The organism is Streptococcus porcinus, assembly GCF_900475415.1.
Taxonomy (GTDB): domain Bacteria; phylum Bacillota; class Bacilli; order Lactobacillales; family Streptococcaceae; genus Streptococcus; species Streptococcus porcinus.
Genome location: NZ_LS483388.1, coordinates 962,794 through 984,699 on the forward strand (window position 1 = coordinate 962,794; position 21,906 = coordinate 984,699).

Sequence of the window (21,906 nt, forward strand, 5' to 3'; positions counted from 1 at the left end):
GTATAATTAATTTATGCAACTAACAAGACGAGAAGAAGAACTTTTGAAAGCTTTCCTGACTTATGGAAAGCTTTCAATTGATAATATGAGTGATATTCTGAAGGTTTCAAAACGGACAGTCTATCGGGTTTTGAATGAACTAACTGATAGCTTGAAACCATTGCAAATTGTCATTCATAAAGATGATCAAAAATATTATCTAAATGGTGATTTGGAACAGTTACAGTCTTTTACTAGTCAGGAACTATTTACTAAATGTGAACGTTTAAATCTGATTACTTATCACTTATTGATCAATGAGCAAGGTGTGACAAATGACTATTTACAAGCTATTTTGGGGGTTAGTAATGTTACTATTATTCAAGATATTGCCTTGATTGAGGAGCGTTTGGCAGATTTTAATATTCCTATCAATCGTCAAAAGGGCTATCAGCTTGGACAAATCCCAATTTCAAGAAGACGATTTCTAGCCATACTTTTATGTAATACCATAAATCTATCTGATTTTTATCAGCTACAAATGGGTTACTATTCTCTTATTCCAAAGGAAACCTTAGCTAGAGCGTGTCAGATCTTTCAAAGCTATCAGTCTGAATTACCAGAGATGGATTCAAAGTTGTTCCAATTTTTTGTTTTTCTCTTAGCCTTAAGTAATTGGGATCAGATTCCTCAGGAAAAGCAACAGGTCAGTAAATTGTCCCTTGATTTTTCCAAAAAAGTTTTTGCAGACCTTTCCAAGGAACTACAAACTTTTTATCCCTTACAAGAAATTTTATATTTTGCTAGAATGCTTGATCAATTAGTGCTCAAGCGTCAAGAAACACCACTGTTTCAGGAAAATTTTGATAGTGAGTTTTTTTATAATGTAACGAATTTGATTGATAAAGTAGCGCTATACACTAAAATCAATTTTACAAAAGATCCCAAGCTATTTAAATTTTTATTTAACCACATTCGCCTTAGCTTAGCTGTACCTCTTATCTTCGCTGATAGTCATACCACTGATTTAGCTCATCAAGCTCTAAGTCATAGTGATTATCTCCATCGCCTGATTAAATTACTGGTCATGGAGATTTTTCCGCAATTCCTTCGAACTGAAAGTGAGTTGGAGCTGATCACCCTCCACTTTGCTTCCAGTTTGAGACGTAGTCCACAAATTTACCCGATCCGTTTATTGTTGTTGACTGATGAAAGGCCATTAGCAACCGAGCTATTAATTACTCGCTTGAAAAACATTGCTCCTTTTATTGAAAGTATTCAAACAAAAGGCACTGATAAGCTTTTAAAGAGTGATTTTGAGGTATTTGATGCGGTTTTATCGACAAAATTACTTGCCAATAACCAAGTTCATTTAGTTTCAACCTTTCCTAATCCAAATGAACTGGTTGAGTTAGAGAAGTTTTTAAATCAGGTACAAGTCAGTCGAGACTTTAAGCCAAGAGATGATATATTCTTACCGTCTAACTTTCATTTTAAAGATTATTTTGAAGCTAGTCAGTTTCTCTTAGAGACCTTTACAGTCACTTATATCTACAACAGCGCGTGCTTTGAACAAACAATTGTCGAAATCATTGCTGATATCCATCAGGTAAAGGATAAAGATTATCTAGCTCATAAACTTATTAAGCGATTTCATGAAAGTCCTATGGCAATTCCAGAGACCAATCTTGCTCTTGTTCATACACAGTCCAGTCAGGTGGAACATTCAACCTTTATGGTTTTTGAATTGAATCATCCCGTTAAGGCGAAGTCTATGAATGGGCAAGATGAAGTCGTCAATCGGATTTTAGTCATGCTAACGCGACTCAATGAAAGTGAAGAGATTAGAGACTTGATGACTGCCATAAGCCAATCCTTGATTGAAAATCATCTTTATACAGAAATATATCGTAAGGGAAATTATGACATTATTTATCAATTATTAAATCAAATTTTTACTGAAAAAATTAAAAAACTGGAGAATTAATATGGAATTTCAAAAAGAACTCATAAAACTTAACCAATCTTTTCATAGTTATGAAGAGGCTATTCGTTATTGTGGTCAGCTACTTTACCAAAATGGTTATGTTGAAGAGGGCTATATTCAATCGATGCTTGATCGTAACCAAGAATTATCTGTCTATATGGGAAACTTTATTGCTATTCCTCATGGAACAGATGCAGCTAAAACAAACGTTAAAAAATCAGGTTTAACAGTAGTACAAGTCCCAGATGGTGTTAACTTTGGAACGCAAGAGAATCCTCAAATAGTTACGGTCCTATTTGGAATTGCGGGTATTGGTGATGAACATTTGCAATTAATCCAAAAAATTTCAATCTTCTGTGCTGATGTTAATAATGTTGTTAAATTAGCTGATGCTAAAACAGAAGAAGAAATCATTATTTTATTAAATTCAGTAGACTAATTAGAAATTTGCAGTAAAAGGAGTAAGTCATGAAAAAAGCAGTTCATTTTGGAGCAGGAAATATTGGTCGGGGTTTTATCGGAGAAATTTTAGCAACAAATAATTTCTCCATTCAATTCGTAGATGTTAATGAAACTATTATTAATGCTTTAAACGACAGACATACTTATGAGATTGAAATAGCAGAAGATGGTAAACGTCATATTACTATAGAAAATGTAGCTGGTATTAATAGTCGGTTAAATCCTGAGGCAGTTGTTGAGGCTATAGCTGAGGCTGATATTGTTACAACAGCTATTGGGCCTAATATCCTTCCGTTTATTGCAGAATTGATTGCTGGTGGTATCCAAAAACGTCAATCAAATGGTGTTCAAACCCCTCTTGATATATTAGCATGTGAAAACATGATTGATGGATCTCAGTTCTTACTTGAGGAAGTTAAAAAGTATCTATCGGAAGAGACAGAAGTTTATCTCAATTCCTATATAGGTTTTCCAAATGCAGCTGTTGATAGAATTGTTCCAGCTCAGTCACATGAAGATCCCTTATTTGTAATTGTTGAACCTTTTAATGAATGGGTGGTTGAAACAAGCCGAATGAAAAATAAAGATTTAAGGCTTATCGGTGTTCACTACGAGGAAGATTTAGAACCTTTTATTGAGCGTAAATTATTCTCGGTAAATACCGGCCATGCTACGTCAGCATATACAGGAGCACACGCAGGCGCTAAGACCATCTTAGAAGCTTTGCAATTACCAGAAGTAAAAGAAAGATTACAGGCTGTGCTAGCTGAAATTAGATCTTTACTGGTGGCTAAATGGAATTTTGATTTAGCAGAACTAGAGGCCTATCATGACATTATCATCAGTCGTTTTGAAAACCCTTATATTGTTGATGATGTGGTTCGGGTAGCTAGAACCCCTATTCGCAAACTTGGATATGACGAACGTTTTATCCGTCCTATTCGGGAACTTAAAGAGCGTCAGCTTCCCTATAATCAGCTTTTGAAAACAGTTGCCTATGTTTTTAACTATAAAGATGCGAATGATGAGCAAAGTAATCAACTTCAAGTTATGCTATCAGAAAATAATTTAGAAAAGGTTGTAGCAGACGTGACTTCACTTGAAGATCGTGACCTTATTCAAGAAATTGTTACAAGTATTAAGACAACTCCTTAGTTGATATCTTCCCCTCTGATTAGTAGAGGGGTTTTTCTTTAAAAAAATCATTTTTAAAAACGCATTCAACTTGTCAAATAGCCTTATCTAAAGTAGAATAGTTAAAATACAGAATAGTTAGACTTAGAGGAGATAATAGTATGTCACTACCAAATTGTTTACAATGTCAATCCGAGTATGTTTATGAAGATGGTCTTATGCTCATTTGCCCCATGTGTAGTTTTGAATGGCCAGCAGATCAAACAACTCTCTTAGAAGAAGCGGATACTTTAAAAGTTCTTGATAGTAATGGGACGCAGTTACATGATGGGGATAGTGTTACAGTCATTAAGGACCTTAAAGTAAAAGGTGCACCTAAGGATATTAAACAAGGCACGCGTGTCAAAAATATCCGTTTAGTTGAAGGTGACCATAATATTGACTGTAAAATAGATGGTTTCGGTGCTATGAAGTTGAAGTCAGAATTTGTAAAAAAATTGTAGAATATTTTTACTTATATTGTATCTTTATTCAAAGTTCTCCCAAAATTTCAGATAATTTGGTATAATGAGAACACTTATTTTCATTATTGGAGTATAAATGTCATATATATTACAAGTTCTTCCCAGTTTACTGGATGGGGCTAAGGTTACCTTACAAGTGTTTTTCATTGTTATTAGTCTCTCCATTCCTTTAGGTGCTCTGTTGGCATTTTTGATGAAGGTCCCCTTTAAACCCTTGCAATGGTTTTTGACCCTCTACGTCTGGATAATGCGGGGCACACCTTTGCTTTTGCAATTGATCTTTTTCTATTATGTCTTGCCCAATGTGGGTCTTACCTTTGATAGGATGCCGGCAGCAATTTTAGCCTTTACTATGAACTATGCAGCTTACTTTGCTGAGATATTCCGTGGTGGTATTGAGGCAATTCCTAAAGGACAATATGAAGCTGCTAAAGTATTAAGGTTAAGTCAGTTGCAAACCATTCGCTACATTATTTTGCCACAAGTTTTTAAAATTGTACTACCAAGTGTTTTTAACGAAGTAATTAATCTAGTTAAAGATTCTTCCTTGGTTTATGTCTTAGGTGTAGGAGACTTGTTGCTGGCAAGTAAGACAGCAGCTAACCGTGATGCAACCCTCGCACCAATGTTTATTGCGGGGATGATATACCTTTTACTTATCGGATTAGTCACAATTTTATCACGTCATATCGAAAAGAAATTTAACTATTATAAATAAGGAGGCCACATGTTAGAACTTAAAAATATTTCCAAACAATTTGGCCATAAACAGATATTTGATCGTTTCAGTTTGACAGTTTCTGATGGCCAAATTCTTTCTTTGGTGGGACCTTCAGGTGGTGGTAAGACAACTCTTTTAAGAATGTTAGCTGGTCTGGAGCCTATTGATTCTGGGGAAATCATTTATGATGGTGAAACAGTTCCGATTGATCACTTAGAGAATCGTCATTTACTTGGTTTTGTTTTTCAAGATTTTCAACTTTTCCCACACTTAACGGTACTAGACAATTTGATTTTATCACCAACTCTCACTATGGGTTTAAACAAAAAGCAGGCAAAAGTTAAGGCTCAAGAAATCTTGGAGCGACTAGGCCTTAAGGATCATCTTATAGACTACCCCTTTTCCTTATCTGGAGGACAAAAGCAAAGGGTGGCATTAGCAAGAGCGATGATGATTAATCCTCAAATTATTGGTTACGATGAGCCTACTAGCGCTTTAGATCCAGAATTACGTGATGAAGTTGCTAAGTTAATCCTACAAAATCGTCAGATGGGAATTACGCAAATAGTTGTCACTCATGACCTTCAGTTTGCTGAAACAATCTCAGATCAGATTATAAGAGTTAATCCTAAATAAATAGGTAATGATAGGGAGTAGATCAATGAAAAAACTAGCTATGATCTTAATGACAGTAGTAGTCACTACGTGTTTAGTTGCTTGTGGCAAACCTCAAGCCACTAAAGGTGATTCGTGGAAGACTTATAAAAAAGAAAAAACAATCACTCTAGGCTTTGATAACACCTTTGTCCCAATGGGCTATAAGGATGAATCGGGTAAAAATACTGGTTTCGATATTGAATTAGCTAAAGCAGTTTTTGCAGAGTATGGGATTACTGTTAAATTTCAAGCCATTAATTGGGATTTAAAAGAGACAGAGCTTAAAAACGGTAAGATTGATATGATTTGGAATGGTTATTCCATGACTAAAGAACGCCTAGCTAAAGTTGCTTTTTCAAATCCTTATATGAAAAATGAACAAATTCTTGTATCGAAAAATGCTACCCATATCAACAGTTTTTCAGATATGAAAGGGAAAACTTTAGGTGCTCAATCGGCTTCTTCTGGCTATGATGCTTTTACTCGTTACCCTAAAATTTTAAAGAATAATGTTAAAGGTCAAGATGCTACTCAGTACGAAACCTTCACACAAGGTTTTATTGATTTAAAAAATGATCGGATAGATGCTTTACTGATTGATAAAGTTTATGCTAACTATTATCTTAAGCAAGAAGGCGAGTTAGAGAAATACCATATTACGAAAAGCGAATATGCAGGGGAAAACTTTGCTGTTGGTGTTCGAAAAGAGGATAAAACCTTAGTCAAAATGATTAATAAAGGATTTAAAACTCTTTACAAAAATGGAAAATTTCAAGAGATTTCGAAAAAATGGTTCGGTGAGGATGTAGCTACCGATCAAGTAAAATAGATGTAAACAAATATTTTTAATACTCCTGATTTGTCGAAAATATAGTTAGACAAATCAGGAGTATTTTTGTAATTATTAATATTTTAATAATTATAATAAAAATTATTTACGTCTCATCTGGTTGATTTAAGTAGCTATAACTATGAAATTAAATATTCAGATAATATAAGCATGCTTAATAATTTATTTTATGGCCCTTTGTTATTTCAAACAGGATATCCTTTAATAATTCGAAAAATTAAAAAACAAAAGCAGAAGACCGCTCTTGTTAAATTTAATCTAATAATATGACTATTAAAGTAACTTTATAGGACACAACCATTGCTATTAGTCTCTTCAAATTATATTTGACGAAGAAATTGATAAGTAGTATGATACATGCGTAAGTACTTATTACCATATATTGCAATATATCATCAATTAGAAGAGGAATCACTATGGATATTAAAAAAATACTTTATCTATCAGGTTCAGTTGCAAGTATAGCTTTATTTTCACCAGTTCTTACTACCGTAAGTGCAGATCAAGTTAATGGGGCACAAAATACAACTGCAGTAACTAGCATAAATACTCAAGAAAAAGCACAATTAACTAATCGGTTAACTCAAGAGAGTAATCAATTGAGTGCTTTGAAAGAAGAAGTTAAAGGAACACCTAATGAGAAAACCGTCACTACAGCTATTAATACTGTGAACGGTCTTGAAACATCCTTAAGAGCCAATCCTGAAACTATTTATGATTTAAGTTCAATTGGTGCCAGAGTTGAAGCACTTTCTGATGTTGTTCAAGCTATTGTCTTTTCAACAAATCATTTGACAAATAAAGTGGAACAAGCACATATTGATATGGGATTTGCCATTACCAAATTGCTTATTCGAATTGCTGATCCATTTGCTTCTGTAGATTCTATAAAAGCGCAAGTCGAAGCAGTAAAACAGTTGGAAGTAGCTGTTCTTAAATACCCAGATTTAAAACCAACTGACAGAGCAACTCTCTATACCAAAGCAAAACTAGATAAAGCTATCTGGAGCACACGAATTACCCGTGACCAGAAAGTTTTGAATGTTAAGAGCTTTGAAGTTTATAATACCTTGAATAAAGCTATTACTCATGCAGTTGGAGTGCAGCTAAATCCAAGCGTAACGGTTGCACAGGTTGATCAAGAAATTGTAACGCTACAAAAAGCTTTAGATACTGCTTTACAATAAAAATATTACGTTCTATACGATATCGTTTCTTCATAATATTAAAAAGCTGAGTAAGTTGAACTCTAGATAGTATTTAGGGTTCAACTTGCTCAGTCTTTTAGTTTCTTTTAGAGATTTTGTAATGTTTTGTCGTTAAACGGTGTTTTTCTTTGGGGGTTATTTGATGAAAAATTAAATACCAAACCTCATTACGACGCCAAATACTAGTGTGAAGATTATCTTCGAGTTCATAGGTAATGAGCTTTGTCTTTTGGCTAATTGATTGCAAGTGGAAGTTTTTAAAATTGCTAGGATAGAAGGTTGGTTTATCAATTAGGCTCTGCCGATTGAGAAGTTTTCCTGTTTGATCAATTAAAGTAAAATTATCAGCGATGTGCTCTTCATAGCCAGGTATTTTTGAGAGGATTATTTTCTCATTGCGGTAAATTTTTAGGGTAACATTTTCAATTAACTCATCATCAGGAATTTTTGCCGGCTCCACATGAATGTCAATATCATAAACAGAGAACTTTTCACTTAAGAGATTCTCGACTTGCTCAGTAATAGCATGACTTTCATAAACTGATAAGTCGGGATTCATTTCTAAAACGATATCTAAGTAGACATTACTACCATAGGTGCGACCTCTCTGGGATTTGACAGCTTTTATTTTGGGAATTTTTAAGATTGCTTCTTCGTATTGCTTCAAGTGCTTATTATCAAAGCCATCTGATAAGCTAAAGGCACTTTGCATAAAAATATCATAAGCGGTTTTTAATATAAAAAAGGTAATGATAATAGCAGCGATTCTATCGACAATTGGTAAATTTAGAGAAGCGGCAACAATTGCAATAGAAGTTCCAACGGACGTTACTGCATCTGATAAATTGTCTTTAGAAGCAGCAACCAGAGCGCTAGATTTCACTTGCTTTGAGAGTCTTTTATTGTAAAAGTAAACCATCAGCATTATTATTGCGGAAATAATACCGACAATTGCTCCCAAGGGATCTACAGGGGCTTGCTTATCAAGAACCATATTTTGAATCGTTTGAATAAGCACTTGGAAGCCGACAATAAACATAATAAATGAGGTTATTAGACTAGATAAGTCTTCAAATTTCCAGTGACCAAATTTATGGTTAGCGTCAGCAGGCTGACTCGCAAGTTGAAGACCAATTAGGAGTGCTACGTTTCCGACGATATCTGATAGATTATTAAAGCCATCGGCAATTAAAGAGTTAGAGTTAAGGAAGTAACCACTTAGCAACTTTGCAATACTGATGATTAAGTAAGCCACAATACTAACAATAGGACCTCGTTTAGCAAGTTTTAGGTTAATAATAGGATCTTGAGTCATTACTTCTCCTTAAAGTTCAATGTTTTTATTATATCATATTCCAATATATAGTAACGTGATACATGTCTCCAAGTTTATGCTTTATCAGGAGAAAATGCTTTTAAGCCTTTTCTGTTTATTTTAAAATTTGCTTGGAAAGTGGTATAATTTTAAAGTTAATAGATGTATAGAGTTATGAGGAGAAAAAATGAATCCCTTATTGGATGGAATGAATGATAAACAAGCGGAAGCAGTTCAAACAACAGAAGGACCGCTTTTAATTATGGCTGGCGCGGGTTCTGGAAAAACAAGAGTCTTAACCCATCGAATTGCTTATTTAATTGATGAAAAATATGTCAATCCTTGGAATATTTTGGCTATTACGTTTACCAATAAAGCAGCACACGAGATGCGAGAAAGGGCGCTAGCTTTAAACCCTGCAACACAAGATACTCTAATTGCTACCTTTCACTCAATGTGTGTCAGGATTTTAAGGCGGGAAGCTGATCATATAGGTTACAATCGTAATTTTACGATTGTTGATCCTGGAGAGCAGCGAACGCTAATGAAACGTATTTTAAAATCTTTAAACATTGATTCTAAAAAATGGAGTGAACGGTCAATCTTGGGTACCATTTCCAATGCCAAAAATGACTTGCTAGATGAAAAGGCATATGAAGCCCAAGCCTCTGATATCTATACTCAAATTGTTGCGCGTTCTTATAAAGCTTATCAGGAAGAGCTACGACGTAGTGAATCCATGGATTTTGATGATTTAATCATGATGACTCTAAGATTGTTTGATCAAAATCCAGAAGTTTTAGCCTATTACCAGCAACGTTATCAGTATATCCATGTCGATGAATATCAGGATACCAACCATGCCCAGTATCAGTTGGTGAAATTGCTAGCCTCACGTTTTCAAAATATCTGTGTAGTTGGTGATGCCGATCAGTCTATCTACGGGTGGCGGGGTGCTGATATGCAGAATATACTAGATTTTGAAAAAGATTACCCCCAAGCAAAGGTTGTTCTATTAGAAGAAAATTATCGTTCAACAAAGACAATCTTGCAAGCTGCTAATGACGTCATTAAGAATAATCAAAATAGACGTGATAAAAAACTATGGACGCAAAATAGCAGTGGTGAACCAATTGTATACTACAGGGCAAATGACGAAAGAGATGAAGCTGTTTTTATTGCTTCGACCATCTCAAGTATGTGCATGGAGATGGGGAAAAGTTTTAAAGACTTTGCAGTTTTATATCGTACAAATGCGCAATCTCGGACAATAGAAGAAGCTTTTCTCAAATCAAATATCCCCTATACAATGGTTGGAGGAACAAAATTCTATAGCCGTAAGGAAATCCGTGATTTGATTTCCTATTTAAATATTGTGGCCAACCCATCTGATAATATTTCTTTTGAAAGGATTGTCAATGAGCCTAAACGTGGTGTAGGACCTGGGACACTTGAGAAATTGAGGCTGTTTGCTTATGATCAGGAAATGTCGTTATTAGAAGCATCTAGTCATTTATTCCTCTCTCCTTTGAAAGGTAAAGCAGCTCAAGCTATTATGGATTTAGCAAGCCTTCTGGGTGATTTACGCAATCATTTAGATCAGTTAACAATTACCGACTTGGCACAAGAAATACTTGATAAATCAGGTTATTTGCAGGCGCTAACCATTCAAAATACATTGGAAAGTCAGGCGCGGATTGAGAATATTGAAGAATTCTTATCTGTTACTAAAAACTTTGACGAATCAAGTGCAACTATAGAAGAAAGCGGGCTTGATAAACTGGGTAGGTTTCTAAACGACCTTGCCTTAATAGCTGACACTGATGATTCTAAGAGCGATGTAGCAGAAGTGACGTTGATGACTTTGCATGCGGCCAAAGGTTTAGAATTCCCAATCGTATTTTTAATTGGGATGGAAGAAGGTGTGTTTCCTTTATCAAGATCTCTTGAAGAGCAGAGTGAATTAGAAGAAGAAAGACGATTAGCTTATGTAGGTATTACTAGGGCTGAAGAGATTCTCTTTTTGACAAATGCTAATACACGGACCTTATTTGGTAAAACCAACTATAATCGGCCAACTCGTTTTTTACGCGAAATTTCTGATGAATTGCTTACTTACAAGGGCTTAGCGCGACCGACGAGTAGTTCTTTTGGCGTGAAAATGACTCATCAAAATCAGACACATTTTGCCCAAGGAATGAGTTTATCCCAGGCTATTCAAGGGCGTAAGTCACATGCTCAACCACAAGCTATTAACACGATGGATTTGCCTTTTGGCAGAAATAACCAAAGTGGCGAAGTGCATTGGGAAATTGGCGATATTGCTCAGCACAAAAAATGGGGGAAAGGAACAGTTCTAGAGGTATCTGGAAGTGGCAAAACTATGGAACTAAAAATTAAATTTCCGGAAGTTGGTCTGAAAAAGTTACTAGCCAGCGTAGCTCCTATTGAAAAAGTTAACTAATATAAAAAGCTAGAAATCTTATCACACGGGGATTTCTAGCTTTTTACTATTTCAAAAATAAAAAAATTTAAAAATTCAGTGCTTTTTTCTTGCAAATAAAAACGTAAGAGGTATAATAACAATATAAATAAAAAAACGAGTGGTCACTACGAAAAAGCCTCTAAGTATATGATTTGAATAAAGAATTGATATGTTATATATTTAAGTTTTATATTATTGACACTTGCTTTTAGATTTATGTAGTCACTTCTTAAACGACCGAGGTTAGTTACAGGGTGATGAACCATTTTTACAACAAACATACAGTGCAATGCACTAATAGAAGGAGAAATACTATGGGTATTATTTGGACATTATTAGTTGGAGCCTTGATTGGTTTAATCGCTGGAGCACTTACAAAGGGTGGCTCAATGGGCTGGATTGCTAATATCTTAGCTGGTCTTATTGGATCTTGGCTAGGGCAAGCTTTATTAGGGTCATGGGGACCATCACTAGCAGGTATGGCATTAATTCCGTCAATTATTGGTGCTGTGATTGTTGTTTTAATTGCTTCATTCATCTTAAGGAAAGTCAATTAACCCTCAGCTAGAGCTTTAGAGAGAAAATGATATTGAGTAAAAAATAATTATCAAAATACTCAAAATACTAAGGAGAAATATTATGGGACTTATTTGGACATTAATTGTTGGAGGCCTTATTGGTCTAATCGCCGGAGCGCTTACAAAAGAAGGTGGCTCAATGGGCTGGATTGCTAATATCGTAGCAGGTCTTATTGGATCTTGGTTAGGGCAAGCTCTGTTAGGAACATGGGGACCATCACTAGCAGGCATGGCCTTGATTCCGTCAATTATCGGTGCAGTTATAGTAGTTGTTGTAACTTCATTTATGCTACGTAAAGTTGGTTAAGCGGAGTTACTTACTAGCTATTAAACAGTTGATTGCTTAATAAAGGTAGAATCGATCATTCTGATTCTCACAGAGAAGGAGAAATATTATGGGACTTATTTGGACATTAATCGTTGGAGGCCTTATTGGTCTAATTGCCGGAGCACTTACAAAACGTGGTGGCTCAATGGGCTGGATTGCTAATATTGTAGCAGGTCTTGTTGGTGCATGGGTTGGTCAGGCTTTACTAGGAGCTTGGGGACCATCACTAGCAGGTATGGCATTAATTCCGTCAATTATCGGTGCAGTTATAGTAGTTATTGTAACTTCTTTTGTACTAAGTAAACTTAATTAATACATTAATGATTGCAAAAAGTATTAACAGAGCTATTGAAAAGTAAGAAAGAGGTAGGTATGGCAAAGATATTAAAAATATTTTATAGTTTATTTGGCCTTATCCTCCTATCCATCTTTATTATGGTAATGGGAGTGACTCAAGGTTATCTAGATATGCCTTCAAGTTATGACTGGTTTGGCTGGGATTTAGACAGGATTCCTGGCTTCCTTGATCCTGGAATGTATTACTATTTTTACTGGGTAGCTGTTGCTTTAGCAGCTTTAACAATCATAGGAATTTTAGTAGTTATATTTTACCCACGGACTTATACAGAGGTGCGTCTTAGTAAAAACCAAGGTTCCTTACTTCTTAAAAAGTCAGCAATTGAGTCTTATGTCCGCACTGCAATTCAAAATGCCGGTTTAATGACTAAGCCAAATGTCACAGCAACTCTTTATAAGCGGAAATTTAAAATTGACGTTACGGGTCGTTTAGATTCACGGGTAGCTGTTAGTGACCAAATCCGTGGAATAAAAGAAGGTATTGATACTGGTTTTAAAGAATTTTTTGGAATTGATAAACCTGTTAACCTAAAAGTTTATGTAAAAGATATTGCTCAAACTGAAAAAAAATACGGTAAAGGGAACCGTGTAGAATAGGAGATAAAGATGGAGTTTTTTGAAAAATATAAATATCCTATTGTTGGTGGCGTCATTGGCTTGATACTTGCTATTTTACTAATGACTTTCGGCTTCTTTAAAACCCTCCTAGCTCTCATTTTTATTGTGTTGGGTGTCTATGGTGGTTTATTCGTAAAGAGAACAGGCATTTTTGACCAATTTATCGGCCGTCGCTGAGAGAAGTAACTCTTTTCCTCTCAAAACTACTATTTTTAAATAACTTATCTAAAAAGGAGAATAATTATGACTGACACATTTATCAAAAATACTCAAGTAGCTGACGCACCAACTATTCGTGGTGAATTAACTTACGAAAATAAAGTAATTGAGAAAATTGTTGGTTTAGCAGTAACTCATATTGATGGTTTATTGGCTGTTAATGGTGGTTATCTCGCAAATATCAAAAACAAATTAGTTAACACTGATACAGTTCGTGAAGGTGTTTCGGTTGAAGTGGGTAAAAAGCAAGTAGCTGTTGATTTAGATATTATTGCTGAATATCAAAAACACGTACCAACTATTTTTGATGAAATTAAGAAAACCATTGAAACTGAAGTTAAGAAAATGACTGATTTAGATGTTATTGAAGTTAATGTTAACGTTGTCGATATTAAAACTAAAGCTCAACACGAAGCAGATACTGTTAGCCTTCAAGATAAAGTGGCTGATGCAGCGCACGCAACGAGTGAATTCACTAGTAAGCAAGTTGGCAATGTAAAATCTACGGTTAATGATAGCATGCAAACTGAACCTCGCGTGAAATAGTTTAGAAAGGCTAAATTGATAGAAGAAGGTGTTTAATATGTCAGATGAAAAATTGAAAGCAAAGATGGAACAAGTTACTGGCTCTGTTAAGGAATCTTTGGGTAAACTTTCTGGGGACAAATCATTGGAAACAGAAGGAAAAGTCAACAAAACAACTGGTAAGGTTGATGAAGTTGCTGCTGATGCAAAGGATGCACTTGACGGCCTAGCAAAAGGGCTTAAAGACAAGACTAAAGAGTAGAGGAGAGCTTATGACTGCTAAGGATATAAAAAGTACATTAACTTACGATGACAAAGTAATTGAAAAAATTGTTGGCCATGCCCTTGAAAATGTAGATGGGCTTCTAGCTGTCAGCGGTGGTTTTTTCTCAAACCTTAAAAATAATGTTGTGAACAGTGATTCAGTCACCGATGGAGTAAATGTAGAAGTCGGTACTGAGGAAGTTGCGGTTGATCTTAACATTATTGTCGAGTATGGCAAAGATATTCCAAAAATTGTCGATCAAATAAAAGCAATCGTGGCTCAAAATGTCGATGTTATGACTCACCTTAATGTTGTGGAAGTCAATGTCAATGTTGTTGATATTAGAACTAAAGAAGAACAAAAAGCTGCAGAAGTAACAATTCAGGATCGTGTTGAAAGTGCTGCAAGCTCCACTTCAGAGTATGTAAGTTCAAAGACAAATCAAGTCAAAGAAGCCGTTTCTAATAATACTAATACTGAGAAAACAGTTAACTAGTTTTTTAGGTGATTCTTAATGGAAAGACAAGAGAGCTGGTTTTAAACCGCTCTCTGTTTTATGTTATACTTTATAATCGCTATTGAAATCTTTTGTGAAATGTGATTTAATTAGACTGTTTGAGTAAGATTAAGTATAGTAAGGAAGTGAAAAATGACTACAGCTAGTAAAAATGAAGTAACAACTTCAAAATACCAAAAGATTGCTATCTCTGTTGCTCAGAGAATAGCAAGTGGGGAATATGAAGTTGGAGAAAAGTTAAAATCACGGACAACAATAGCATCAACTTTTAATGTATCACCTGAAACTGCACGAAAAGGCCTTAATATTTTAGCAGATTTAAAAATATTAACCCTCAAGCATGGTAGCGGTGCTATTGTTTTATCCAAAGAAAAAGCTATAGAATTTATCAACCAATACGAGTCAACACACTCTATAGCCGTGATTAAAGAAAAAATTCGGGAAAATATCAAGAAACAAAATGATGAATTAAATGATTTATCTCTACTAGTCAATGATTTCTTAATGCAGAGTCAAAATATTAGTAAGCAATTTCCTTTGGCCCCTTATGAAATTATTGTCAATAAAGATACGGTTCATTTTGGAAAGTCGATAGGTGTGTTAAATTTATGGCATCAAACAGGGGCAACCGTTGTTGCTATTGAACATGAAGGTAAGTTCCTCATTTCTCCCGGGCCATATGCTGTTATCGAAAAAGGGGATCATATCTACTTCGTTGGAGATGAAGCAGCTTATTCTAGAATGAAAAATTATTTTAATTTATCAATGGGACTCTAATAGTGCTTAACTGTGTCATTAGTGAACCTTTTAAACATTATTTACCTAATGACAGAGATATGAGGTCTTGATACATTTTTGTAGGAGGTATAAGCTAATGACAACCTTTATCGGGAAACCCGTAACCTTAGCTGGGCAACAATTTCAAGTAGGTCAAATAGCGCCAGATTTCACCTTATTATCTACTGATTTAGAGAAAAAATCATTATCGGATTTTAAGGGTAAAAAAGTTATTAGTGTGGTTCCATCAATTGATACAGGTATCTGTTCAACTCAAACGCGTACTTTTAACAAGGAGTTAGCGAGCCTGGAAGATACCTATGTGATAACAATCTCTGTTGACTTACCATTTGCACAGGCACGTTGGTGTGGAGCAGAAGGGCTTAACAAGGCAATCATGTTATCTGACTATTATGATTATTCGTTTGGTAAGTCCTATGGCTTACTAATGGAGGAATGGCATTTACTTGCTCGCGCAGTTCTTGTACTAGATAATGATAATAAAATCGTTTATACACAATATTTAGAAAATGTAAACTCTGAGCCAGATTATATTTCAGCAATCACCGCTCTAAAAGCAATTCAATAAAGCTCACAAAAAGCCAAGAAAGACTCTTCTTGGCTTTTTGTGAGCTTTATTATATGCCAACAGTTTTCAAAATAATATCTGTTAGTTCTTCGGGTGATTGCTGACCACCTGTTTTAATCCAATATGAGATGATACTTTCAACACTAGCTAAGTAGACCTCCAAAGCGTATTCAAAGGGAATACCGCCATATTGTTGCCTGACAATTTTTTGATAATCTTCTAAGGTTAATAGTACTTTATAGATAAAATCTTTGAGAATTTCTTTGACGTGTAAGCTATGTGACTGTGAAATAGCTGCAATAAAATCAAAATGTTCGGTCAACACGGTTAAGGTTTTAATTAATAACTCTCTGGTATTAGTTGTGATTTCAGGGGCATCTAAAACCTGAAAAAGTTTGTCAAAATGTTCATCTTTGAAGTAGTTAATCATGTCATATTTATCTCGGAAATGTAAATAGAAAGTCCCACGGTTAATACCTGCCCTTTTGGTTAAGTCTGCTACCGAAATAGCTTCAAAGTCTTTTTCAGCTAATAAAGCAATCAGAGATTCTCTTAGATAGTTTAGGGTTTCAGTTTGTCTTTTTCTCATCAGATTATCTCCTCTTAAATCAACACTTAGTTTACTTTTGTTCTTGTTCGCTAATTGAGAGCATTATATAATAGAAATAGAATTAAATCAACAGTCTGTTCAGATAAAAGGAGTATATCTTGTGGCTTATATTGAAATGATTAAATCTAGTAAGGTTTACCGAATTGGAGATAATATCATCAAAGCAAATGATAAAGTGAGTTTTGAGATTGAAAAAGGAGAGTTAGTTGTCATTCTTGGAGCTTCTGGAGCAGGAAAATCTACTGTTTTGAATATCTTGGGAGGAATGGACACAAATGATTCAGGTCACGTTATCATTGATGGTCAAGATATTTCGCAGTTCTCTACTAAAGAGCTAACTCATTATCGGCGTCGAGATATTGGTTTTGTTTTTCAATTTTATAATTTAGTTCCAAATTTAACAGCAAAAGAAAATGTTGAGCTGGCCGTTGAAATTGTTGATGATGCGCTTGATCCCAGTTATGTTCTTTCTGAAGTAGGTCTAGACAAACGAATGGATCATTTTCCCAGTCAGTTATCTGGTGGTGAGCAACAACGTGTCTCTATTGCGCGTGCAATTGCAAAAAAACCGAAGTTACTACTTTGTGATGAACCAACAGGTGCTCTAGACTATAAAACCGGTAAACAGATATTGCAATTGCTTCAAGATATGGTTCAAACAAAGGGGGCAACTGTCGTTATTGTGACTCACAACTCAGCTTTAGCAGACATAGCTGATCGGGTTATTTATATGCATGATGCCCAAGTCATTAAGACGGTACTTAATAGGTATCCTCTATCAATTGATGACATTGATTATTAAGAAAAGGTAGCCTACAAATGAATAAAACTTTATGGAAAGAGCTTTGTCGCTCCATTTGGTCAACCAAAACTCGTTTTATTTCACTGTTTCTATTGATGGCTTTAGGCTCTTTTGCTTTGGTTGGACTCAAAGTTACCAGTCCAGACCTATCTAGGACAGCTAACCGTTTTATTGATAAAAACAAGATGATGGACCTGAGCTTAGTTACCTCCTATGGATTTTCTGCTGAAGATATACAAGATTTAAAGAGCATTCCAGATGCAGATTATGAATTGGGACACCTTTTAGATGCAGAAATAATAGAGACACAAAAATCTATTAGACTTTTTTCAATACCAAAAAAGATTTCCAAGCTATCTATTATCAAAGGAAGATTGCCACAAAAGGACTCTGAAATTGCGATTTCAAGTTGGCAAGTCAAAAATTATCATCTTGGGCAGACAATAGAAGTGAAGTCTTCTAAAAAGAAACTAATAAGGGTTAACAAGTTAAAAATTGTTGGTTTTGTTAATGCATCAGATATATGGTCTAAGCAAAATTTAGGCAATTCACAGGCTGGGGACGGTAATTTAGCTCTATATGGCTTTCTAAGGTCTTCTAATTTTGAAATGGACAGTAACATTGCTAGGATAACTTTTAAAGGTCTAAAAGGCTCTGATGCCTTCTCAAAAGATTATAAACTAAAGCTACAAGAAAAAGAAAAAACGGTTGAGCATATCTTTACGGATAATGCAGAGAAAAGACTTTTATCCCTAAAAGAAGAGTCTTTAAAGAAAATAAGCGTTTCTGAAGAACAAGTGGCTAAAGCTAAAAAAGAAATAGCCATTAAAGAAAAATCCTTGCAATCACTGCCACAAGTAGAACAAGTTAAGGTCGCCATGAATGAGTTGCGCGCAGCTCAAGCTAAGCTGGAAGAAGAAGATAAACAGATTAGAGAAGCTAGAAAAAACATTAATCAATTAGTTAAGCCTAACTATACTGTCTATAATAGAGAAACACTTCCAGGTGGTGATGGCTATAACATTTACGATACTTCAATGGCTAGTATTTCACAGGTAGGTAATATTTTTCCCGTTGTCCTCTACCTAGTAGCTGCCTTAGTGGCCTTTACTACGATGACACGCTTTGTGGACGAGGAAAGAGCCAACTCGGGCCTTTACTTAGCCCTAGGCTATAAGAAGAATGCTATTCTCATTAAGTTTCTTAGCTATGGTTTTTTGGCAAGTTTTTTTGGAACTAGTCTAGGGGTTTTAGGCGGAACTTATTTCTTGTCAAGTATGATTGCAGAGATTATTACCAAACCATTGGTGATTGGACGAGTCCAGATGGATTTCTATATGATGTATACCTTTTTAGCCTATTTCTTAGCGTCCTTATCTGCCTTACTTCCAGTTTATATTATTGTTCGTCGTGAACTTTTCCAAAATCCTGCTCAGCTTTTGTTACCAAAACCCCCAAGTAAAGGAGCTCAAATCTTCCTAGAGAAAGTACCTTTTATTTGGCAACGATTATCTTTTACCTACAAGGTGATGGTTAGAAATATTTTTCGCTATAAACTTAGGATGTCGATGACTATCTTCGGTGTTGCTGGTTCTGTAGCTCTCTTATTTTCAGGTCTAGGAATTCAGTCCTCCTTATCAAAAGTAATTGATCATCAGTTTAGAGTGCTGACGCCCTATCATGTTATGGTGGTTGGCAAAGCTAATCAAGAAGAAGCAGATAGTAAACTCAGTCAATCTCTCTTGATGGATAAGGAGATAAAGGAAAAAGAAAAGATTGCTGTGTCTAACACTAATCTTGTTATAAAAGGCCAAAGTAGCAAAAGGGCAGTTCGTTTAATAGCAACCTCTAATTCAAACTTGTCACCTCTTATTAATTTGCGTGATAGTAAAACGCAAAAAACACTAAAACTTTCTAAAGAGGGAGTTATCTTATCAAAAAAACTAGCTGCTTTTTATCGGGTTATTCCTGGACATAGTCTGACTTTGAAAACTGACACAAATCAGACTTATAAAGTTAAAGTAGCCGCAATAGCTGATATGAACGTAGGCCATTATATCTTTATGTCACGAGCTTATCAGAAAAAACAGTTTGGTCAGACAGAGTTTCAGTCAGGCTATCTTCTTAGCTTGGATAAAGGTGATGCCTCGTCTGTAAAAGCTTACGCTAAAAAATTATTAAATAGATCAACTGTTCAGGCTGTAGCACAAAATACCCTCGTCATAGAAACTGTGAAATCTGTCGTTACTTCTCTAAGAGAGGTTATGACATTATTGGTTGTCCTATCACTCATGTTGGCTTTGGTTATTTTGTATAATTTAACGGCCATTAACATTGCTGAGCGGTTAAGAGAACTATCAACGGTAAAAGTTTTAGGTTTTTATGATTATGAAGTGACCTTATACATTTATAGAGAAACGGCATTTTTGAGTATCATTGGTATCATCTTTGGCCTAGTTGCTGGGAAGTATTTGCATCAATTATTAATGAGTCTTATGGGGTCATCCACTATGAGTTTTGGCAATCAGGTCGATAGTTATGTTTATTTTGTTCCGGTTATAGCAATTTCTTTTATGGTTATGTTGCTGGGAATTATGGTACATTATCAGCTACGGAGGCTAGCGATGTTAGATGCTTTGAAGTCAGTAGATTAGTAATGAAGATTAGATTTGAATTTTCGAATCTAGTCTTTTTTAACTTGAACAATCACGAAAATAATGGTAGTATTTAAATACTATAACATAATAGAAAGATACTAGAGAATGAATGAAGATCTAGAAAACTACCTTAATAATAGTGATATTAAAAAGATTACCATAGGTGATGTGGTCGAGTGTTTTAAGGGGAAGGCAGTGAGTAGTAAAGTTGAAGATGGAGAATTTGCCTTAATTAACCTCTCTGATATGAGTTTAGCAGGTATCAATTATCAGAATCTTCGCACCTTTCATTTGGAACGCAGACAACTTTTACGTTATTTTTTAGAAGACGGCGATGTTCTCATTGCCTCTAAAGGTACAGTGAAAAAAGTTTGTGTCTTTCAAAAACAAAAGCGAGAGATTGTTGCATCATCAAACATTACAGTCTTACGACCGCTGGATAAATTGAGAGGTTATTATATCAAATTTTTTTTAGACTCTGATATTGGTCAGCAGCTTCTGGATCGTGCGGATCATGGTAAGGATGTTATTAATTTATCTACTAAAGAACTACTAGAAATACCTGTTCCCGCAATGCCCTTGGTTAAACAAGATTATTTGATTAGTCAGTATCTACGAGGCCTAAGTGAATACCAACGTAAAATTCAACGTGCTGAGCAGGAGTGGTACCATTTACAAAATGACATTGAAAAAAGTATATATAAATAAAGGATAACCAATGCCCCTATTAGAACGAACTATTAAAATGGTCGTGACAACCATTTTAGCTATTCTTATTGCTGAAAGTCTGCAGTTGACTTATGCCATTTCTGCTGGCATTATTGCTTTATTGAGTTTACATGATACAAGGAAAACAAGTTTAAAGGTGGCACGAGAACGGTTATTTGCCTTCTTTTTAGCATTTTGTATTGCTTTTTTTTCTTTTACAGTATTTGGCTTTTCAATGTTAGCTTTTACAGTCTATTTGAGCTTTAGTATTCCCATACTTTACCTTTTGAAATTAGAATCAGGCTTAGTTCCGATAACTGTTCTAGTGACTCATCTTTTAGTTTTTAAAAGCCTTAACTTTCAAATTCTGAGTAATGAGTTTTTGCTATTTATTATCGGCACAAGTACGGCCTTGTTAGGAAATGCCTACATGAAAACTCCCAAAAAAGAGATACAGCAGTACCATGTAATAATTGAAAAAGAACTCAAAGACCTGCTTTTTCAACTCGAATCTTCCTTGTTAACACATTTTGATAACCGACTCTATCACTCTTTAGAACAATTAGAGGATTTATTGGGGGAAGCTTTAGTTTTAGTTTATAGGGATAGTCACAACCAAGTTTTTCAGCAAACTAATTACCATGTTCATTATTTTGAAATGAGGCGTCATCAGCTGAGAATAGTAGATAAGATGGTTAAGAGTTGCAAAAAAATAACAGAACGTAACCGTCAAAGTATCTTGCTAGCTCATTTCATTCATGAAACAGCTGAGCAACTTAGTGAAACCAACTCTGCTTTAACTTTGCGTGAAGATATTTCTCTTTTATTAGAGACATATAGGCAGGGAGAACTACCAAAAACTCGTCTTGAATTTGAAAACCGGTCACAAATTTTTCAAATATTGCAAGATTTAGAGCAGTTTATTCTTGAAAAAATAGAATTTTATAAAGAATACAAAGAATATTATTAGTCTATTTGTTAATAGCATCTTAGAAGACCTAGTCTAGGTCTTTTCTGATATAATAGGAACAATA

25 protein-coding genes are annotated in these 21,906 nt (G+C 35.0%); 23 read left to right on the forward strand and 2 right to left on the reverse strand.

The features are described from left to right. Nucleotides 1-13 precede the first annotated feature (13 nt). From DQM45_RS04860 to DQM45_RS04895, 8 genes are all read left to right on the forward strand, one after another. Entirely contained in the window at nucleotides 14-1,966 is a 1,953-nt protein-coding gene (locus DQM45_RS04860; protein ID WP_003082661.1) for a BglG family transcription antiterminator, read from the forward strand. Nucleotide 1,967: 1 nt separating this feature from the next. Next, nucleotides 1,968-2,405: a PTS sugar transporter subunit IIA gene (locus DQM45_RS04865; protein ID WP_003085158.1), complete on the forward strand. Its 438-nt coding sequence runs from the start codon at nucleotides 1,968-1,970 to the stop codon at nucleotides 2,403-2,405. Nucleotides 2,406-2,434: 29 nt separating this feature from the next. After that, nucleotides 2,435-3,583, forward strand: a complete 1,149-nt coding sequence (locus DQM45_RS04870; protein ID WP_003084994.1) for a mannitol-1-phosphate 5-dehydrogenase — start codon at nucleotides 2,435-2,437, stop codon at nucleotides 3,581-3,583. 140 nt (nucleotides 3,584-3,723) lie between these two features. Beyond that, entirely contained in the window at nucleotides 3,724-4,065 is a 342-nt protein-coding gene (locus DQM45_RS04875; RefSeq protein ID WP_003085643.1) for a zinc ribbon domain-containing protein YjdM, read from the forward strand. A gap of 97 nt (nucleotides 4,066-4,162) precedes the next feature. Then, the gene (locus DQM45_RS04880) at nucleotides 4,163-4,804 is read left to right on the forward strand and encodes an amino acid ABC transporter permease (protein WP_003084092.1); all 642 of its coding nucleotides are present in this window, start codon (nucleotides 4,163-4,165) and stop codon (nucleotides 4,802-4,804) included. Between the two features lie 9 nt (nucleotides 4,805-4,813). Then, nucleotides 4,814-5,443: an amino acid ABC transporter ATP-binding protein gene (locus DQM45_RS04885; RefSeq protein ID WP_003085790.1), complete on the forward strand. Its 630-nt coding sequence runs from the start codon at nucleotides 4,814-4,816 to the stop codon at nucleotides 5,441-5,443. A 25-nt stretch (nucleotides 5,444-5,468) separates the two neighbouring features. Continuing rightward, the gene (locus tag DQM45_RS04890) at nucleotides 5,469-6,293 is read left to right on the forward strand and encodes an amino acid ABC transporter substrate-binding protein (RefSeq protein WP_003085758.1); all 825 of its coding nucleotides are present in this window, start codon (nucleotides 5,469-5,471) and stop codon (nucleotides 6,291-6,293) included. 437 nt (nucleotides 6,294-6,730) lie between these two features. Further along, entirely contained in the window at nucleotides 6,731-7,501 is a 771-nt protein-coding gene (locus tag DQM45_RS04895; protein ID WP_003085236.1) for a CAMP factor family pore-forming toxin, read from the forward strand. A 97-nt stretch (nucleotides 7,502-7,598) separates the two neighbouring features. Here the strand turns inward: DQM45_RS04895 and DQM45_RS04900 are convergent, their stop codons facing one another. Further along, on the reverse strand, nucleotides 7,599-8,837 hold the full coding sequence (locus tag DQM45_RS04900) for a cation diffusion facilitator family transporter (RefSeq protein WP_003084644.1): 1,239 nt from the start codon (nucleotides 8,835-8,837) through the stop codon (nucleotides 7,599-7,601). 187 nt (nucleotides 8,838-9,024) lie between these two features. Between DQM45_RS04900 and pcrA the strand changes: the two genes are divergently transcribed. The 11 genes from pcrA (at nucleotide 9,025) to tpx (ending at nucleotide 16,095) form a co-directional block, all read left to right on the forward strand. Further along, on the forward strand, nucleotides 9,025-11,301 hold the full coding sequence (gene pcrA, locus DQM45_RS04905) for a DNA helicase PcrA (protein ID WP_003084263.1): 2,277 nt from the start codon (nucleotides 9,025-9,027) through the stop codon (nucleotides 11,299-11,301). Between the two features lie 335 nt (nucleotides 11,302-11,636). Then, nucleotides 11,637-11,879 carry a GlsB/YeaQ/YmgE family stress response membrane protein gene (locus DQM45_RS04910; RefSeq protein ID WP_003085102.1) on the forward strand — a complete coding sequence of 81 codons (243 nt, stop codon included), beginning with the start codon at nucleotides 11,637-11,639 and terminating at the stop codon, nucleotides 11,877-11,879. An 82-nt stretch (nucleotides 11,880-11,961) separates the two neighbouring features. After that, nucleotides 11,962-12,207, forward strand: coding sequence for a GlsB/YeaQ/YmgE family stress response membrane protein (locus tag DQM45_RS04915; RefSeq protein WP_003083198.1), 246 nt, complete (start codon nucleotides 11,962-11,964; stop codon nucleotides 12,205-12,207). Nucleotides 12,208-12,295: 88 nt separating this feature from the next. Next, nucleotides 12,296-12,541, forward strand: a complete 246-nt coding sequence (locus tag DQM45_RS04920) for a GlsB/YeaQ/YmgE family stress response membrane protein (protein WP_003085177.1) — start codon at nucleotides 12,296-12,298, stop codon at nucleotides 12,539-12,541. A gap of 59 nt (nucleotides 12,542-12,600) precedes the next feature. Then, a complete protein-coding gene (gene amaP, locus DQM45_RS04925) occupies nucleotides 12,601-13,182 on the forward strand; it encodes an alkaline shock response membrane anchor protein AmaP (RefSeq protein WP_003085328.1) in 582 nt (193 codons plus the stop codon). 9 nt (nucleotides 13,183-13,191) lie between these two features. Next, on the forward strand, nucleotides 13,192-13,380 hold the full coding sequence (locus DQM45_RS04930) for a DUF2273 domain-containing protein (protein ID WP_003083819.1): 189 nt from the start codon (nucleotides 13,192-13,194) through the stop codon (nucleotides 13,378-13,380). Nucleotides 13,381-13,446: 66 nt separating this feature from the next. Continuing rightward, nucleotides 13,447-13,968 (forward strand): Asp23/Gls24 family envelope stress response protein, encoded by a 522-nt coding sequence (locus DQM45_RS04935; RefSeq protein ID WP_003085980.1) that lies wholly within the window; start codon nucleotides 13,447-13,449, stop codon nucleotides 13,966-13,968. Nucleotides 13,969-14,005: 37 nt separating this feature from the next. Continuing rightward, complete coding sequence (locus DQM45_RS04940; RefSeq protein WP_003083851.1) at nucleotides 14,006-14,209, forward strand: CsbD family protein; 204 nt, start codon at nucleotides 14,006-14,008, stop codon at nucleotides 14,207-14,209. 10 nt (nucleotides 14,210-14,219) lie between these two features. Continuing rightward, a complete protein-coding gene (locus DQM45_RS04945) occupies nucleotides 14,220-14,708 on the forward strand; it encodes an Asp23/Gls24 family envelope stress response protein (RefSeq protein ID WP_003086053.1) in 489 nt (162 codons plus the stop codon). A gap of 153 nt (nucleotides 14,709-14,861) precedes the next feature. After that, nucleotides 14,862-15,506: a TrkA C-terminal domain-containing protein gene (locus tag DQM45_RS04950; RefSeq protein ID WP_003085302.1), complete on the forward strand. Its 645-nt coding sequence runs from the start codon at nucleotides 14,862-14,864 to the stop codon at nucleotides 15,504-15,506. Between the two features lie 97 nt (nucleotides 15,507-15,603). Next, nucleotides 15,604-16,095: a thiol peroxidase gene (gene tpx, locus DQM45_RS04955; RefSeq protein ID WP_003083578.1), complete on the forward strand. Its 492-nt coding sequence runs from the start codon at nucleotides 15,604-15,606 to the stop codon at nucleotides 16,093-16,095. 49 nt (nucleotides 16,096-16,144) lie between these two features. On the opposite strand, the gene DQM45_RS04960 is transcribed toward tpx, so the two are convergent. After that, the gene (locus tag DQM45_RS04960; RefSeq protein WP_003085333.1) at nucleotides 16,145-16,684 is read right to left on the reverse strand and encodes a TetR/AcrR family transcriptional regulator; all 540 of its coding nucleotides are present in this window, start codon (nucleotides 16,682-16,684) and stop codon (nucleotides 16,145-16,147) included. 121 nt (nucleotides 16,685-16,805) lie between these two features. Here DQM45_RS04960 and DQM45_RS04965 point away from each other — a divergent pair, with 121 nt between their 5' ends. The 4 genes from DQM45_RS04965 (at nucleotide 16,806) to DQM45_RS04980 (ending at nucleotide 21,842) form a co-directional block, all read left to right on the forward strand. After that, a complete protein-coding gene (locus tag DQM45_RS04965) occupies nucleotides 16,806-17,507 on the forward strand; it encodes an ABC transporter ATP-binding protein (RefSeq protein ID WP_003083365.1) in 702 nt (233 codons plus the stop codon). A 17-nt stretch (nucleotides 17,508-17,524) separates the two neighbouring features. Continuing rightward, nucleotides 17,525-20,161: an ABC transporter permease gene (locus tag DQM45_RS04970; protein WP_003085812.1), complete on the forward strand. Its 2,637-nt coding sequence runs from the start codon at nucleotides 17,525-17,527 to the stop codon at nucleotides 20,159-20,161. Nucleotides 20,162-20,269: 108 nt separating this feature from the next. Then, a complete protein-coding gene (locus DQM45_RS04975) occupies nucleotides 20,270-20,872 on the forward strand; it encodes a restriction endonuclease subunit S (protein ID WP_003083713.1) in 603 nt (200 codons plus the stop codon). A gap of 10 nt (nucleotides 20,873-20,882) precedes the next feature. Further along, nucleotides 20,883-21,842, forward strand: a complete 960-nt coding sequence (locus tag DQM45_RS04980) for an aromatic acid exporter family protein (RefSeq protein WP_003082800.1) — start codon at nucleotides 20,883-20,885, stop codon at nucleotides 21,840-21,842. Nucleotides 21,843-21,906: the final 64 nt, after the last annotated feature.

Coding starts and splice junctions, on each gene's coding strand:
- DQM45_RS04860 (WP_003082661.1), top strand. CDS start 14: ATGCAACTAACAAGACGAGAAGAAGAACTTTTGAAAGCTTTCCTGACT.
- DQM45_RS04865 (WP_003085158.1), top strand. CDS start 1,968: ATGGAATTTCAAAAAGAACTCATAAAACTTAACCAATCTTTTCATAGT.
- DQM45_RS04870 (WP_003084994.1), top strand. CDS start 2,435: ATGAAAAAAGCAGTTCATTTTGGAGCAGGAAATATTGGTCGGGGTTTT.
- DQM45_RS04875 (WP_003085643.1), top strand. CDS start 3,724: ATGTCACTACCAAATTGTTTACAATGTCAATCCGAGTATGTTTATGAA.
- DQM45_RS04880 (WP_003084092.1), top strand. CDS start 4,163: ATGTCATATATATTACAAGTTCTTCCCAGTTTACTGGATGGGGCTAAG.
- DQM45_RS04885 (WP_003085790.1), top strand. CDS start 4,814: ATGTTAGAACTTAAAAATATTTCCAAACAATTTGGCCATAAACAGATA.
- DQM45_RS04890 (WP_003085758.1), top strand. CDS start 5,469: ATGAAAAAACTAGCTATGATCTTAATGACAGTAGTAGTCACTACGTGT.
- DQM45_RS04895 (WP_003085236.1), top strand. CDS start 6,731: ATGGATATTAAAAAAATACTTTATCTATCAGGTTCAGTTGCAAGTATA.
- DQM45_RS04900 (WP_003084644.1), bottom strand. CDS start 8,837: ATGACTCAAGATCCTATTATTAACCTAAAACTTGCTAAACGAGGTCCT.
- pcrA (WP_003084263.1), top strand. CDS start 9,025: ATGAATCCCTTATTGGATGGAATGAATGATAAACAAGCGGAAGCAGTT.
- DQM45_RS04910 (WP_003085102.1), top strand. CDS start 11,637: ATGGGTATTATTTGGACATTATTAGTTGGAGCCTTGATTGGTTTAATC.
- DQM45_RS04915 (WP_003083198.1), top strand. CDS start 11,962: ATGGGACTTATTTGGACATTAATTGTTGGAGGCCTTATTGGTCTAATC.
- DQM45_RS04920 (WP_003085177.1), top strand. CDS start 12,296: ATGGGACTTATTTGGACATTAATCGTTGGAGGCCTTATTGGTCTAATT.
- amaP (WP_003085328.1), top strand. CDS start 12,601: ATGGCAAAGATATTAAAAATATTTTATAGTTTATTTGGCCTTATCCTC.
- DQM45_RS04930 (WP_003083819.1), top strand. CDS start 13,192: ATGGAGTTTTTTGAAAAATATAAATATCCTATTGTTGGTGGCGTCATT.
- DQM45_RS04935 (WP_003085980.1), top strand. CDS start 13,447: ATGACTGACACATTTATCAAAAATACTCAAGTAGCTGACGCACCAACT.
- DQM45_RS04940 (WP_003083851.1), top strand. CDS start 14,006: ATGTCAGATGAAAAATTGAAAGCAAAGATGGAACAAGTTACTGGCTCT.
- DQM45_RS04945 (WP_003086053.1), top strand. CDS start 14,220: ATGACTGCTAAGGATATAAAAAGTACATTAACTTACGATGACAAAGTA.
- DQM45_RS04950 (WP_003085302.1), top strand. CDS start 14,862: ATGACTACAGCTAGTAAAAATGAAGTAACAACTTCAAAATACCAAAAG.
- tpx (WP_003083578.1), top strand. CDS start 15,604: ATGACAACCTTTATCGGGAAACCCGTAACCTTAGCTGGGCAACAATTT.
- DQM45_RS04960 (WP_003085333.1), bottom strand. CDS start 16,684: ATGAGAAAAAGACAAACTGAAACCCTAAACTATCTAAGAGAATCTCTG.
- DQM45_RS04970 (WP_003085812.1), top strand. CDS start 17,525: ATGAATAAAACTTTATGGAAAGAGCTTTGTCGCTCCATTTGGTCAACC.
- DQM45_RS04975 (WP_003083713.1), top strand. CDS start 20,270: ATGAATGAAGATCTAGAAAACTACCTTAATAATAGTGATATTAAAAAG.
- DQM45_RS04980 (WP_003082800.1), top strand. CDS start 20,883: ATGCCCCTATTAGAACGAACTATTAAAATGGTCGTGACAACCATTTTA.